Here is a 14,989-nt window from a genome sequence, read left to right on the forward strand (position 1 = left end):
TCTGTGATCACACTTAAGCTCGCAAACGATAGCGACCTTGTCTAGTCCTTTGTTTCAGTTTTGGTCGTTCGTCAGGAATTCCCGGTCATGAATCGTCCCGCTGCACTCAATCTCGTCGAGCCGCTCGATCGGCAAACGCTGGGTGAGCGCGCTTATGCACAACTGTCCGACCTTCTGTTTTCGGGACGTATGGCGCCGGGCGATAAGCTCTCGTTGCGTCAGGCTGCTGACGTTCTCGGCGTGTCCATCATGCCCATTCGCGAAGCTGTATCGCGTCTCGTCGCCGACAAAGCGCTCGAGGTCACCCCCAACCGCTCCATTCGTGTGCCGCGGATGACTGCAACGCAATTTCGCGATCTGACGCAGGCGCGCATTGAAATTGAAGGTCACGCGGCCGCCATCGCCGCAAGGACACGCAGCGACGACGATCTTGTGTCGATCGCAAAGGCCGAGGCCGCCATGCGCGCCGAGAGTCTCGCCAGCAAGCCGGACCTTCCACGCGCAGTCGAATTCAACAAGACTTTTCATTTCGCCGTTTATGAAGCGGCGCATTCCCCGACCTTTGTGGAGATCATCCGTGCGCTCTGGCTCAAGGTAGGACCCGTCATCAATCTCGACCTGCGGGCCAATCCCGAACGACTGGCCAAAGGCGATGCGATCCGCTTTCACGCCCAAGTGCTTGCCGCCATCAAGGGCGGTGACGAAGCCGCAGCGAAAGCCGGCATCAGCGCGGACATCAGTTCCGCGGCCAATGTCATCCTGTCCCGCGGCGGCCTCGCCGAATAAACCCAGAAAAACAAAAACGGAGCTTTTATGGATCTCGATATCAAAGGATTGCGCGTGCTGGTGACGGCCGGCGCCAACGGCATCGGATTGGCCATCGCACGCGCGTTCGTCGCGGAAGGCGCGAAGGTTCACATCTGCGATGTGGATACCACCGCCCTCTCCGCGCTCAAAACGAGCGATCCGGCGTTGACGCAAACGGTGTGCGATGTGTCCGATCGTGCAGCCGTCAAAAACTTGTTTGCGGAAGCCACTGCGGCGCTAGGTGGCCTCGATGTGCTGGTCAACAATGCCGGGATTGCCGGACCGACCTCGAAGGTCGACGAGATGAACCCCGAAGATTGGGATCGCTGTCTCGATATCTGCCTGACCGGGCAATTCAATTGCACGCGTCTCGCTGTGCCGCTGCTGCGCCAGAGCAGGAATGCGTCCATCGTCAACATCTCATCTGCTGCGGGACGGCTCGGCTTCGCCATGCGCTCGCCTTATGCCGCCGCCAAGTGGGGCGTGATCGGCTTCACCAAATCACTCTCGATCGAACTCGGACCGGACAACATTCGCGTCAACGCGATTCTTCCGGGCCTGGTCGCGGGCGACAGGCAACGTCGCGTACTGGAAGCAAAGGCCCAGCAGCGCGGCATCTCTTATGGCGAAATGGAAAAGACCGCGTTTTCCTACACGTCGATCAAGGACTACGTCACACCGCAGCAACTCGCTGACCAGATCGTCTTTATGGCGAGCCCGCGCGGCCGCACCATTTCAGGTCAGGCCATCTCGATCTGCGGCGATACGCAGATGCTTGGATAGTTCTCGCATCACGAAGTGAGAATATGCACGTCGCCGGATTAGCCTGCGAGGCGCGATCGATTGTCAGCCCGCGACCGGCGGCCAGGTGATCAAGACCATCTCGACAAGCTTGTGCAATTCGGAGCGTTTGGCGCCGCTCACGGCTTGCACAGCCATACCCTGCAGGATGGTCTGGACGTAGCGTGCCAATGCCGCAGCATCCGCGGCTTCAGGCAAATCGCCTTCCGCCTTGGCCCGCTCGAAGCGTAGCCGAAGGTCTTCCTCGTTCTTCGCGCGACGCGACGTCAACTCGTGCTTGATGGACTCGGCCGCGTCACTGCAGGTCAGCGCCGCATTCACGGAGAGGCATCCCGGCGGATATTCGGGATCGGTCACGGCATCCGCTTCGCCATAAAGGAGATGTTCAACGACCGCACGGGCGGTGGATTGCTGAAGCGCGATCTTCACAAAGCCGCCGGGACCATCGACGTAACGATCGAACGCCTTGCGAAATAGTTCTTCCTTGTTGCCAAACGCCGCATACAGCGAGGGCTTGGTGATGCCCATGCTTTCGGTCAACTCGGCAATGGACGCACCTTCATATCCCTTGCGCCAAAACACCTCGAGCGCCTGCTCCAGCGCCTGATCGAGGTCGAATTCACGCGGGCGTCCCATCGCCATGTCCCGGACCCTTCTGTTTTGTACCTTTCGTTAGATATGTCCCTTGACAGGGGTTGTCCACTTTCTATTTATACCGCTCGTTACAGATTTTTGCGATGCAGCGTAGCGTTAGAGATTTGGAACTGGAGCCGAGATTCCTGGTGGAGCGGGTCTCGAGGGCGTCCAAGCCTCTGTTTTGCAAGGCTGAATCGCATTTCTGGCAGATAATTGGGGACATGCGATGAAACTGCTTTCACTCAAAACCGGCCTTCTGGGCGCTGCAGCCGGAATTGCCATTCTCGCCGTAGCAGGAACGGCTTTTCTCACCACTTCCAACGGAAAGGCCAAGGCTGATGCTGTTGCGGCCGCGCCGGCGGCGGTCCCTGTTTCCGTATCCACGGTTGAAGAGCACGACGCCAACGTTTGGGATGAATTCTCCGGCCGGCTCGAGGCTATCGAACAGGTAGAGGTTCGTTCTCGCGTAGCCGGGGCCATTCAGGACATTCGCTTCCGCGAGGGCGCGATGGTCAAAGAAGGCGACATTCTCGTCGTTATCGACCCGGACCTCTATGCCGCCGATGTCGCACGCGCCGAAGCACAGGTCGCCGCAGCCCAATCACGACTGGTGTATGCAAAGAGCGACTTTGAACGCGGCCAGCAATTGACCGGCTCGCAAACGATCTCACAGCGCGATCAGGATAATCGTATCAACGCCTATCGCGAGGCCGAGGCCAACCTCAAAGGCGCTCAAGCCGCCCTCAAGACCGCACAGCTCAACCTCAGCTACACGGAAGTCCGCGCACCGGTGACAGGCCGCGTTGGCAAGCGGGAGATCACGGTCGGCAATCTGATTGCCGCAGGGCCCGGGTCGCCACTGCTGACGACGATCGTTTCAACGTCGCCGATCTATGCAAGCTTCAACGCCGACGAACAGGTTGTGCTGCGAGCGCTCAACGCCTTGGGAAAAGACGATGCGGCATCGAAAACCGGCCATATCCCGGTCAAGATGGGCACCGCGACAACCGACGGCACACCTTTCGAAGGCCACATGCAGTTGATCGACAATCAGGTCGATCCTCGTACCGGCACCTTCCGCGTCCGCGCCGTGTTCGACAACAGCGATGGTCACCTCATTCCCGGTCAATTCGTTCGGCTGGCGATGGGCCAACCGAAGGCTTCACGCGTGATGACGATCAATGAGCGCGCTGTCGGCACCGACCAGAACAAGAAGTACGTGATGGTCGTCTCCAAGGACAATAAAGCCGAATACCGCGAAGTGACGCTCGGTGCGACGATCGACGGGCAGCGGGTTGTCACCAGCGGCTTGAAGGTTGGGGAGCGCATTGTGGTCAAGGGATTGCAACGCATTCGCCCGGGAGCAACGGTCGCACCGCAACTCATCGCAATGACCGCCAATTAATCGAGAGACGTACTCTTCGTCTCTCCTCTTCCGCACCGATTTGCGCCGACGCCACACGTGCGTCGGCATTCAAGACCGAATGAGATAATGCCATGAATATCTCGAAGTTCTTTATCGACAGGCCGATTTTTGCGGGCGTGCTGTCGACGCTGATCTTCCTCGCAGGTTTGTTGTCCCTGCCTGCGCTGCCGATTTCCGAATACCCCGAAGTCTCTCCACCAACCGTCGTGGTTCGCGCGCAATATCCGGGCGCCAATCCAAAGGTGATTGCGGAAACGGTTGCGACGCCGATCGAAGAACAGATCAACGGCGTTGAAGACATGCTCTATATGAGCAGCCAGGCAACGACCGACGGCGTGATGACGCTCAACGTGACGTTCCGCCTCGGCACAGACCCCGACAAAGCGCAGCAGCTGGTGCAGAACCGCGTGTCACAGGCGGAACCTCGCCTGCCGCAGGAAGTCCGCGCGCTGGGCATCACCACCATCAAGAGCGCACCCGACCTGACCATGGTCGTGCATTTGCTCTCGCCCAACGACCGCTACGACATGACGTATCTGCGCAACTACGCGGTGTTGAACGTCAAGGACAGGCTCGCACGCATTCAGGGCGTCGGTCAGGTGCAATTGTTCGGCTCGGGCGACTATTCGATGCGCATCTGGCTGGATCCGCAGAAGGTCGCCGAACGTGGTTTGTCGGCCAGCGACGTCGTGCGTGAAATCCAGGCGCAGAACGTGCAGGCCGCCGCCGGCGTGGTCGGCGCGTCGCCCAGCGATAGCGGTCTCGACCTGCAACTTTCAATCAACGCGCAGGGCCGGTTGAAGGACGAAGAAGAGTTCGGCGACATCATCGTCAAGACCGGCGCCAATGGCGACGTCACCCGCCTGCGTGATATCGCGCGCATCGAGCTTGGTGCCGCGGACTATTCGCTCCGCTCCCTGCTGAACAACAAGTCGGCAGTGGCCATTCCGATCTTCCAGTCACCCGGCTCCAATGCAATCCAGATCTCTGACAATGTCCGCAAGACGATGGCAGAGTTGAAGGAAAACATGCCGGACGGCATGGACTACAGCATCGTCTATGACCCGACGCAGTTCGTCCGAGCCTCTATTGAAGCCGTCGTGCACACCCTGCTGGAAGCGGTGGCCCTGGTCGTGCTGGTCGTCATCCTGTTCCTGCAGACATGGCGCGCCTCGATCATCCCATTGATCGCAGTTCCGGTGTCGATCATCGGCACCTTCGCCGTGATGTTCCTGTTCGGGTTTTCCATCAACGCCCTCAGCCTGTTCGGATTGGTGCTGGCCATCGGCATCGTGGTCGACGATGCGATCGTCGTGGTGGAAAACGTCGAACGCAACATCGAGCAAGGTCTGTCGCCTGTGGAGGCGAGCTACCAGGCCATGCGCGAAGTGACGGGGCCGATCATCGCCATTGCCCTCGTGCTTGTGGCGGTGTTCGTGCCGCTGGCATTCATCACCGGTCTCACCGGACAGTTCTACAAGCAGTTCGCGCTCACAGTCGCCATCTCGACGGTGATCTCTGCGTTCAATTCGTTGACGCTCTCCCCGGCACTCGCAGCATTGCTGCTGAAATCTCACGACGCGCAGAAGGATGCCCTGACCAGGGGGATGGAAAAGAGCCTCGGCTGGTTCTTTAAGCGCTTCAATCGCGCCTTTCACGTCGCGTCCGACGGCTATAGCGGCGGGGTCAAGCGGGTCATTTCCCGCAAGGCTCTCGTGATGGGCGTCTATGTGGTCCTGATTGCCGTGACCCTCGGCCTGTTCAAGACGGTTCCGGGCGGCTTCGTGCCGGGACAGGACAAGCAGTATCTTGTCGGCTTCGCACAGTTGCCGGATGGTTCGACTCTTGACCGCACCGAAGAAGTCATTCGCCGCATGGGTGACATCGCGCTCAAGCAGCCCGGCGTTGAAGCTGCGGTGGCCTTCCCTGGCCTTTCGATCAACGGCTTCACCAACTCGTCGAACGCAGGCATCGTGTTCGTCACCTTGAAACCGTTTGAAGAGCGCAAGGATCCGAGCCTCAGCGGCAACGCCATCGCCATGGCGCTCAACGGCAAGTTTGCCGCGATCCAGGAAGCGTTCATCGCAATGTTCCCGCCGCCGCCCGTTCCAGGTCTCGGCACCATTGGCGGTTTCAAGTTCCAGATCGAGGATCAGGCGGGACTTGGCTACGCTGCGTTGAACGATGCCACGAAAGCATTTCTCGCAAAGTCCACCAGCGCGCCTGAATTGGCGGGCCTGTTCTCCAGCTATCAGATCAACACGCCCCAGCTTTATGCGGATATCGATCGCACCAAAGCGCGCCAGTTAAGCGTTCCGGTGACGAGCGTCTTTGACACGATGCAAATCTATCTGGGCTCGTATTACGTCAACGACTTCAACAAATTTGGCCGCACTTATACCGTGCGCGTGCAGGCGGACTCCAAATTCCGCGCCCGCGCTGAGGATGTCGGCCTGCTGAAGGTCCGTTCGAACACGGGCGAGATGGTGCCGCTGTCGGTGTTGCTGAAAGTGCAGGCGAGTTCCGGCCCTGAACGCGCCATGCGCTACAACAGCTTCCTGACCGCCGACGTCAACGGCGGGACTGCGCCCGGCTATTCGACCGGACAGTCGCGGGCAGCCGTTGATCGGATCGCCAAGGAAGTCTTCCCGAAAGGCATCGGTTATGAATGGACCGAACTGACCTATCAGGAGATCATCGCCGGCAATTCGTCGCTGTACGTCTTCCCGATCGCACTGTTCCTCGTGTTCCTGGTGCTGGCCGCCCAATACGAAAGCCTCACGTTGCCGCTCGCGATCATCATGATCGTGCCGATGGGTCTGTTGGCCGCCATGTTCGGCGTCTGGCTCACGCGTGGCGATAACAACGTGTTCACGCAGATCGGTCTGATCGTGCTGGTGGGTCTATCCGCTAAGAACGCCATTCTGATCGTGGAGTTCGCGCGAGAGCTCGAGTTCGCCGGACGAAAGCCGATCGAAGCGGCTATCGAGGCAAGTCGCCTGCGGCTACGGCCCATTCTGATGACGTCGATGGCGTTCATCATGGGCGTGGTGCCGCTGGTCACATCGACGGGCGCGGGTTCCGAAATGCGTCACGCGATGGGTGTCGCGGTGTTCGCCGGTATGATCGGCGTGACAGCCTTCGGCATCTTCTTCACGCCGGTGTTCTACGTGCTGCTGCGTGCCTTGGCGGGTAACCGCCCACTGACGCAGCACGGTGAATCGTCCGTGGGACATGCGCCTGCCGCCGCACATCACGCTCCAGCGGAATAGACCGACAGACACTGAAGATGAAAAAGGCGTCGCAACACTCGTTGCGGCGCCTTTTTCTTTTGCAGGGCTTGCCCTAGCTCAGACGCTTAGCCAAAGCGCGGAAAGCCTCAAGCTGATCGGCCTTCAGCGCGCGATTCTCATCGCGTCCGACGAAAACCTTGAACATAACGCCACCATCCACGTTCAGGAAGGTGACGAAGGCGGACGACTTGCCCATGAATGGCCGCTCCACAAAAGCGAGACCGCCGCAGCGCTCGTGCCGCAGATGACCATGCATGCCCTTCGGCTTCATGATGTTGTAGTAACCGCGGCCGACCTCGCCGCCCCCGACAGGTTCTGTGATTTCGAAAATCCCGTCGTCGGTGTGGACGATCAGCGTGACCTCGCCCCAGCTGGCAATGTCCTGCATCGCTGCAACGAACGCCGACCCCGGCGCGAAGCTGCGCATGTCGTCGGGCAGCGCTTCGATCACCGCACGTGCCGTGACATTTTTCTCCCGCGCCACGTCCTCGATCACGGCTCCGGGGTTTTCCGCCATATGCTTTCTGAGATCGGCCAGATCCATGCTGAGCATGCCGGACACTCCTTCGCTGTCCACGTGTCAGGCAGCGGCGCTGGAGTTGCGCTCGCTCTGGATCACCTCAAAGCCCTCGAACTTGGGATGACCAAGGTACAACGATCCGCCGGTGGCATTGTCGGCACGGGCATGAGCCTTGCGAAACTGTTCGGACTTTGTCCACGCCTCGAACGCAGCCGTGCTGGCCCAGGTGGTGTGCGTCGAATACAGCGTATGATCTTCCGCTGCAGGCCCCCGCAACAGGTGAAATTCGATAAAGCCCGCGAGCTCGCTCAAATACGACTCGCGGCTCGCCCAAAGAGTCTCGAATGCCTGTTCAGACCCCGTCTTCACCTGAAATCTGTTCATTGCAATAAACATACGCTGTTCTCCTGTTTGTCTCAGTTTAGGGCCGATCGGCCGGTGATGAAATGTTGCTGTTGTGGCGGAAGGTTGAAACACGCGGAACCGCGCAGAAAGCTCTGCGCGGCCAGGCTTCAGCTCTTCAGCGATTTGCGCGCCTGCTCGTTCAGCCTCCTCCGAAGTGGTATCTGAGACCCGCCTTGTAGGTGATGCCGGCGCCTGCGCTGGCCCAAAGCACGTCGTTCTGAGGCGACGTAAAGTCTGCGGCACGCGGAATGGCGTAAGGGCGGTAGTATTCGTTGAGAATGTTCTCAACCGAGAAGTTGAGCGCCAGATCCTTGGTCGGGCGCACCGCCAGATAGACATTCACCAGATCATAGGACGTACCCGGAAGATAGGTCACCGGGATATCGGTGTTGCTCTTGACCGACGTCCACATCGCCGAGAGCACAACCTGATTGTCGAGGAAACGCAATCCGGCAGTCGTCGTAAGTTTCTGCGGCTGCACGCTGTACAGGCCGATATTGGTCTGGGTGTTCTTGCCTTCCTGGATTGTCGCCGACAGCCCAATGAAGAACCGCTGGGCGTCATACATCGTCTCCATTTCGAAGCCCTGGATCCGAGCGCTGGCGATGTTCTGATACTGGAGGTACGTCGTCGGAAACGCGCCTGGAATTGGCGGGAAGGAATTGAACGGAGGGCCGGTGAACTGCACAGTGTCGATGTAATCAGATACATCGTTGCGGAAGACATTGAACTTGCCGCGGAAGCTGTCGCCTGCCGAGAAGATGTCGTTCTTCTTGACGTTCAACCCGATTTCCTTGTTCTTGCCGACCTCAGGCCGCAGGTTCGCATTAGGGAGGAAGCAGAAGAAGCCACGCTGTCCGTCTGGACAGACGGAAAAGTCGCCCTGCCCCGCGCCCGTTGCGACGTGCGCCCCAGCCACCAGAGTTTCGGTAATCGTTGGCGCGCGATAGCCTTCGGCATAGCTCACATAAGGCGTCGCGACCGCCGCGGGCAACAGACCCACCGTGATCTTCGGGGAGAAACGATCGCCCGAAGCCGAACCAATCGTCGAATTCAGCTGATAGTTGTCGTAGCGAACTGCGCTGATGACTTCCAAGAGTGACGTGTAGTTGGCTTTCCACTGAATGAAGCCACCTGTCACTGTGCGTTCGCCGCCCGGAGTTGTCTTGTTTGAGTTACCGGTCTTGTCGAATGTCGAGACGTCGTCGCGGAAGCCGTCCACTCCGTAGGTAATCGCATGACGCCAGTCACCACCATCGATGCGGGATGTATTGTAGACGTCAAAGCCATAGGTATCGATCAGATATCCACGAGGATCGCCGACGCAGCCGGTGATGCTGTTACCCGGCTGCCCGCCTGTGCACGTTCCAGTCGCGAGCGTTGAATTGTGTGCGATCTTGATCTGCTGGTTGTCGGTTCTGTTCCAATAAATGTTCGCATTCCAATCGAACAGCTGGTCATCAGGCCGCGAATATTTCCATCCAAGCGTCGTCGTGTAATTCTTCAAGTTCGTCGCATAGACCGACGTACCGTTTCCGGCGGATCCCGGCTGTGCGAATGGCGATCCCAGCGGGCGCCGCGGCTGGCCGACGTCGTAGACGTCTTCCTGGAAAATTCCGCCGAGCTTCACTTCATGTCCATCCGCCGGACGCACGGTCAGTTTGGCAATACCAGCGTTGAGGCGCTGCGCCGTATTCTCGACGGTGACGCCGAGACCGTCCTTGTAATTGTCCTGGGTCGAATACGTCCCGCCGGCGAACAGATCGACGTCCGGATTGACATGAACACCTCCGAAGACGGAGCCCAGTGCCCTGCCGTGGTTGGTGCCGAAGATCGTATTGGCATCGACACCCCAACGTTCGCCTGGACGAACCACATCCTGAATATCCTTGGTGCGGAACGACGCCACGCCACCGATGGCACCCGACCCGTAAACGTTCGCCGTCGGACCACGTGTGATATCGATACCGCCGATCAGCTCAGGATTGAGGAAAAACGATCCGTTCGAGTTGTGACCTGTGCGTTGATAATTCTGGCGCGCACCGTCGACGACAACGGCAACACGACCGAAATCCTGAAGACCGCGAATGTTGATCGATGTCGAAGGATCGTCGCCACGATCCTGCATCCACACCCCCGGTATGGTGTAGATGAGATCGGCCACGCGAGAAGCTTGACGGCTCTCGATTTGATCCAGCGTCATCACGCTCACTGGCGCGAGCGCATCGATCGCGCGTTGCTCCGTCTTCGTCGCCGTCACCGTGATTTCGTCGAGCGACTGATAAATCTGCTGCCCCACCTGCGCGTTCGCATTCATCACTGCCGGCGGCAACGGCACTTCGGCCATGGGAGCAGCAGCGCGCTTGCGCTTGATGGGTTTTGGTCTGGCAGCCTGCATGACGTCGGCAGGCGCGGCCGACTGAGCCAGCGCGGACGACCACCCTCCAAACATCCCAACCGGGATAACAGAGACAGATAAAAGTAACGCGCAGGCGCGCGCATTCAGCCCCGACATGACAGCCCCAAGGTATCTTTATGTGATGTGCGGCTGGCGGGCATCGCCCATATCGGGCGGCTGGCTGGCTATGTGTAAGATCGCGTCGGCGATTGCCAACGTCTTTCCATGTTTCGTAAGCGCGGCTCCGCAACCGGTCAACCGTAGTTTAAACTTATTGTAATGTGGAACATTGGAATAACGGCGCGAACAAACCTAAAGAGAATGAGAACTTTCTCGAATGGGGCGCAGAAGAAGGATGAATGCTGACTCGCGGCACGGTCCCGCAGGTAGCGGTGGCGATGCCAAGGCAACACATGGTGAGCGATCAATTCCCTTGGCGGACAATCGCTTAAACAGCCGCGATCTGTTTGCATCGTCACGGGAGATCATCATCTCGCATGGAGACGATATTTATCGCTTGCGCCTGACGGCACAGAACAAGCTGATCCTGACGAAATGAAATCGACGATGCTCACACGACGACTGTTTGCTGCGACATTTGGTCTCGCATTATTCACCGGCGGTGCTCTCCTCGCATCGGCGAGCGCAGAAAGCATCGTCATCCATGACGCGCGCGGACATGACGTCACTATTGGTGCTTCATCCCGCATCGTTTCGATCGGCGGCGCGATCACCGAGATTCTTTACGCGCTCGGCCTTGAAGACAGGATCGTCGGCATCGACACCACGAGCCTTTATCCGCCGAAAGCTCTGACCGAGAAACCGAACGTCGGATACATGCGGCAGCTGTCCGCGGAAGGCGTTCTTGGCCTCAATCCACAGCTGATCCTTGCTATCGAAGGATCAGGCCCCAAAGAAACGCTCGATGTGCTGTACTCGGCGAAAATTCCGTTCGTGTCGTTTCCGGAAACGTTCACCGAAGATGGCTTGATCGAGAAGATCAAACTCGTCGCCCATGCCATGGATGTCGATGCGCGTGGCGCGTGCCTGGCGTCTGCGGTCGCGAGCGACCTGTCTCAATTGCGGACGCTCCGCGAAAATATCAAACAACCTGTCCGCGTGATGTTCGTCATGTCATTCTTGAATGGCCGCGCCATGGTGGCGGGACAGAAAACGGCCGCCAATCAAATCATCAAGATGGCCGGAGGCCTCAACGCTGTTGAAGGCTTCGATGGCTACAAGCCGATCAACGATGAGGCCATTGTCGCCGCAAAGCCGGACGTCATCCTGACCATGCAGCGCGGACGCGAGCCGGTCGAAGCACAGACCATCTTCGACAATCCGTCGTTCGCCATGACTCCCGCCGCGGTGAAGAAGTCTTTCATCGCAATGGATGGTCTCTATCTGCTGGGCTTTGGTCCCCGCACGGCGTCCGCCGCCCGCGATCTTGCGCTGTCTCTTTATCCGGATCTCGCGACGCAGGCCGCGACATGGAAGCCCGCGGTCCTCTCAGCCGATTGCCGCAAATGACGACGAACACAGTCGCAACCGCACGTCGCCCATCGATCGGCGCATCCTTGATGCGACCGTCCGCCACGCTCGTCTTTAGCGTGCTCATTGCCGGCGTGATCGGGATTTCCCTGGTGGCAACCACCATCGGCGCCGCCGGCATCCCCCTGTCTCGTCTGGCAGCAGCCCTCGGCCTCAACATCGGTCACGCCGATCCGGCAATGCTTTCGCGGGACCAGCTGGTGCTCTGGTCCATTCGTATCCCTCGCATCGCGGTCGCGGGGATGATTGGCGGCCTCCTCGCGCTGGCAGGAACCATCATGCAGGGCCTCTTCCGCAATCCCCTCGCCGATCCGGCGCTCGTCGGCGTATCGAGCGGCGGGGCATTTGCCGCGGCGGCCGCAATCGTGATCTCGGACAGCGCCTGGGGCGCCAACTTGAAGTTCATGCAGCTTGAACTGCTCCCGATTGCGGCTTTCGCCGGGTCGCTGACCACCACCATTATCCTTTACAAAATCGCGAGCCGTGAAGGCCGGACATCGGTGGCGATCTTCCTGCTCGCCGGCCTTGCCATTGCCGCTATTGCCAACGCAGGCATCGGCCTCCTCGTTTTTGTCGCTGACGATCGCCAATTGCGCGACATCACGTTCTGGTTGCTCGGTTCACTCAGCGGCGCCACCTGGCCGAAAGCGGCGATGGTCGCGCCCGCGGTCGTCCTCGCCCTGATTGCCATTCCCTTCATCGCGCGCGGCCTGGACGTGCTGGTGCTCGGCGAAGCCGAAGCATTTCACACCGGCATCGACGTCGAACGGCTAAAGAAGATCTCCATCGTGCTGATCTCAGCCATGACCGGCGTGGCGGTTTCGATCTGCGGCGTCGTGGGTTTCGTTGGCATCGTGGTCCCCCATCTGCTGCGTGTAACTATCGGTCCCGGTCACCGCATGTTGTTGCCGGCCTCGACATGTCTTGGCGCGATTTTGCTGATTGGCGCCGATACCATTGCCCGCGTCCTTGCAGCGCCGGCCGAGGTGCCGATTGGCATTTTGACTGCAGCTCTGGGCGCCCCGTTTTTCCTGTTTATCCTGTTGCGACAGCGCTCATTGATCGGGTCATGACAGACACCCACCCCTCTGCGATGATCGAAGCAGATGCCGTTTGCATGACGATCCGGCATGCCAGGCTGCTCAACGACGTGAGAGCACAGTTTCGCGGCGGCGAGTCCGTCGCCATCGTCGGGCCGAACGGCGCGGGAAAATCGACGCTGCTGCGGTTGTTGTCCGGAGACCTGCGTTGCAGCGCCGGCAATATCTGTCTGAAGGGCCAAAATCTGTCGTCGTTCTCGTCGCGCGAATTGGCGAAGCATCGCGCCATGCTGTCACAACATGTCAACGTCAGCTTTCCTTTCACCGTCGAGGAAATCGTTGCCATAGGCGCCGGCGACCGGCCACGCGCCATAGCCCGACCTCTGATCGATGCCGCGATTGCCGAGCTCGCATTGGAGCCATTTCGGCATCGCGAGCTTCCGACCCTGTCAGGTGGCGAACAGCAACGCGCCCATTTCGCGCGCGTGCTGGTGCAGCTTGCCTGCGGCGAGGCCGAACACGGCCCCGGCGTGCTATTGCTGGACGAACCGACCTCGAGCCTCGACCTGCGCTATCAGATCAATCTCGTGGAAATCGCCAAACGCCGCGCGCGCGAGGGCACAGCAGTGATCGCCGTGCTGCACGACCTCAACCTTGCCGTCCGCTTCGCGGATCGGATTGTCGTGATTCACAAAGGCTCGATCGCCGCCGATGGCAAGCCCGCCGACACCATCACGAACAAGATGATCGCCGACGTCTTTGAAGTTGATACCAGGATCGGCTCTGAAGACGGACAACCTTATGTGCTGCTGCAGAGAATGCAGTAAGGCCGTCTTATGAATTCCGGTCACATGGCGAGATAATTCCGCCATGTGATCCAGATCAGAGATTAAAGCGCAGCCCGCAGCAACGCTTCGAACTCTTCCGCAGTCGCCTTGCGTGGTGTCGTCGCGTTGGAATGGTCCGCGAGCGCCCGCTGCACCGTTTCCGGAATATGCTTTTCCTCAAATCCCATCTGACCGAGCGTCAGCGGCAGACCGAGCGACGTGATCAGATCGGATACCGCAGCTGTGAGATCGGCTTTCGCGCTCAATCCGAACACCTCGCGAAGCTTGTCGTATTTCTCGCCGACGCTATCAGCATTGAAACGCAGGATGTGCGGCAGGAATACGCCGTTGAGCATGCCATGATGCAGGGTCGGCCGCCGCAGTGCGCCGGCGGCGTGCGACAAGGAGTGTACCGCGCCAAGTCCCTTCTGGAAGGTCATACCGCCCTCCAGTGCAGCCATCATCATTTCCCAGCGAGCCTCGCGGTCCGAGCCGTTTTCCGTCGCGCGCTTGATGAAGTGCCATGCGCGATAGGCCCCATCGAGCGCGATGGCTTCCGCCGGTGGATTGACGAGCGGCGACAGATACGTCTCGATGCAGTGCGTCAACGCGTCAATTCCAGTTGCCGCCGTCAGCACCGGTGGAAGTCCCAGCGTCAATTCGGGATCGCAAATCGCGCGCTTTGGAATCAGGTGCGGGCTGATCAGTGCAAGCTTCGAACCATTGCTCAGATTGATCAGCGCTCCGCGCCCCACTTCGCTTCCGGTTCCGGCGGTGGTCGGGATTGCGATCACCGGCGCGACGCTTGCGGTGATCTTACCGACGCCATTGCGGATTGCGGCGTAACTTTCAAGCGGCTCTGCATGCGTGGCTGCCAGTGCAACACTTTTTGCGAGATCGATCGGCGATCCGCCGCCCAATGCGATGATGCCGTCGCAACTTCCACTGCGATAAGAGGCCACGCCTTCGATCACCGCCTCTTCCGTCGGGTTGGCCGGCGTCTTCGCGAAGACCGTCACGGCAACTCCGTCAAGCTGCACGAGCACCTTCCCAGCAATGCCGGCCGCCTCGACGCCCGGATCTGTCACAAGCAAAGGCCGGCGGATGCCCAAAGCATCGACTTCGTTTTTCAGGCCTTTGATCGCGCCAAAGTCGAAAAGAGTGGTCGTCAGATAACCGATGGTCGCCATGGATTGCGCTGCCTCGCCTGTGATTTGTCGTTGCTGTCTTTATAATGTCGAGTGTCGAAGGCTCTATGCCACGCGAATGCATTTTCGCAGCGCAA

Annotated in this window: 13 protein-coding genes; 8 read left to right on the plus strand and 5 right to left on the minus strand. The window is 59.4% G+C overall.

What is annotated here, in order from left to right; all coding sequences use genetic code 11:
- Positions 1 to 87: 87 nt before the first annotated feature.
- A complete protein-coding gene (locus ACP0KA_RS02015) occupies positions 88 to 786 on the plus strand; it encodes a GntR family transcriptional regulator (RefSeq protein WP_424627168.1) in 699 nt (232 codons plus the stop codon).
- A 27-nt stretch (positions 787 to 813) separates the two neighbouring features.
- Positions 814 to 1,590 carry an SDR family oxidoreductase gene (locus ACP0KA_RS02020; RefSeq protein ID WP_424627169.1) on the plus strand — a complete coding sequence of 259 codons (777 nt, stop codon included), beginning with the start codon at positions 814 to 816 and terminating at the stop codon, positions 1,588 to 1,590.
- A gap of 63 nt (positions 1,591 to 1,653) precedes the next feature.
- On the opposite strand, the gene ACP0KA_RS02025 is transcribed toward ACP0KA_RS02020, so the two are convergent.
- A complete protein-coding gene (locus tag ACP0KA_RS02025; protein WP_424627170.1) occupies positions 1,654 to 2,250 on the minus strand; it encodes a TetR/AcrR family transcriptional regulator in 597 nt (198 codons plus the stop codon).
- A gap of 220 nt (positions 2,251 to 2,470) precedes the next feature.
- On the opposite strand from ACP0KA_RS02025, the gene ACP0KA_RS02030 reads away from it, so the two are divergent.
- Positions 2,471 to 3,649 (plus strand): efflux RND transporter periplasmic adaptor subunit, encoded by a 1,179-nt coding sequence (locus tag ACP0KA_RS02030; protein WP_424627171.1) that lies wholly within the window; start codon positions 2,471 to 2,473, stop codon positions 3,647 to 3,649.
- A 92-nt stretch (positions 3,650 to 3,741) separates the two neighbouring features.
- Positions 3,742 to 6,942 carry an efflux RND transporter permease subunit gene (locus ACP0KA_RS02035; protein WP_424627172.1) on the plus strand — a complete coding sequence of 1,067 codons (3,201 nt, stop codon included), beginning with the start codon at positions 3,742 to 3,744 and terminating at the stop codon, positions 6,940 to 6,942.
- Positions 6,943 to 7,015: 73 nt separating this feature from the next.
- On the opposite strand, the gene hutX is transcribed toward ACP0KA_RS02035, so the two are convergent.
- From hutX to ACP0KA_RS02050, 3 genes are all read right to left on the minus strand, one after another.
- Positions 7,016 to 7,516 carry a heme utilization cystosolic carrier protein HutX gene (hutX, locus tag ACP0KA_RS02040; RefSeq protein ID WP_424627173.1) on the minus strand — a complete coding sequence of 167 codons (501 nt, stop codon included), beginning with the start codon at positions 7,514 to 7,516 and terminating at the stop codon, positions 7,016 to 7,018.
- Positions 7,517 to 7,543: 27 nt separating this feature from the next.
- The gene (locus ACP0KA_RS02045) at positions 7,544 to 7,879 is read right to left on the minus strand and encodes an antibiotic biosynthesis monooxygenase family protein (RefSeq protein ID WP_424627174.1); all 336 of its coding nucleotides are present in this window, start codon (positions 7,877 to 7,879) and stop codon (positions 7,544 to 7,546) included.
- A gap of 148 nt (positions 7,880 to 8,027) precedes the next feature.
- Positions 8,028 to 10,403, minus strand: coding sequence for a TonB-dependent hemoglobin/transferrin/lactoferrin family receptor (locus tag ACP0KA_RS02050; protein WP_424627175.1), 2,376 nt, complete (start codon positions 10,401 to 10,403; stop codon positions 8,028 to 8,030).
- 238 nt (positions 10,404 to 10,641) lie between these two features.
- Here ACP0KA_RS02050 and hemP point away from each other — a divergent pair, with 238 nt between their 5' ends.
- From hemP to ACP0KA_RS02070, 4 genes are read left to right on the plus strand one after another with little or no spacing between them, the layout of a single operon-like run.
- A complete protein-coding gene (gene hemP, locus ACP0KA_RS02055) occupies positions 10,642 to 10,845 on the plus strand; it encodes a hemin uptake protein HemP (protein ID WP_424627176.1) in 204 nt (67 codons plus the stop codon).
- 8 nt (positions 10,846 to 10,853) lie between these two features.
- Positions 10,854 to 11,816: a heme/hemin ABC transporter substrate-binding protein gene (locus ACP0KA_RS02060; protein ID WP_424627177.1), complete on the plus strand. Its 963-nt coding sequence runs from the start codon at positions 10,854 to 10,856 to the stop codon at positions 11,814 to 11,816.
- A 50-nt stretch (positions 11,817 to 11,866) separates the two neighbouring features.
- Positions 11,867 to 12,910, plus strand: a complete 1,044-nt coding sequence (locus ACP0KA_RS02065; protein WP_424631467.1) for a FecCD family ABC transporter permease — start codon at positions 11,867 to 11,869, stop codon at positions 12,908 to 12,910.
- Positions 12,907 to 13,704 carry a heme ABC transporter ATP-binding protein gene (locus tag ACP0KA_RS02070; protein WP_424627178.1) on the plus strand — a complete coding sequence of 266 codons (798 nt, stop codon included), beginning with the start codon at positions 12,907 to 12,909 and terminating at the stop codon, positions 13,702 to 13,704. Before ACP0KA_RS02065 ends, ACP0KA_RS02070 begins: the two co-directional genes overlap by 4 nt.
- 62 nt (positions 13,705 to 13,766) lie before the next feature.
- On the opposite strand, the gene ACP0KA_RS02075 is transcribed toward ACP0KA_RS02070, so the two are convergent.
- Positions 13,767 to 14,894 carry an iron-containing alcohol dehydrogenase gene (locus tag ACP0KA_RS02075; RefSeq protein WP_424627179.1) on the minus strand — a complete coding sequence of 376 codons (1,128 nt, stop codon included), beginning with the start codon at positions 14,892 to 14,894 and terminating at the stop codon, positions 13,767 to 13,769.
- Positions 14,895 to 14,989 lie beyond the last annotated feature (95 nt).

This window comes from Bradyrhizobium sp. SYSU BS000235, assembly GCF_049747295.1.
GTDB lineage: Bacteria > Pseudomonadota > Alphaproteobacteria > Rhizobiales > Xanthobacteraceae > Afipia.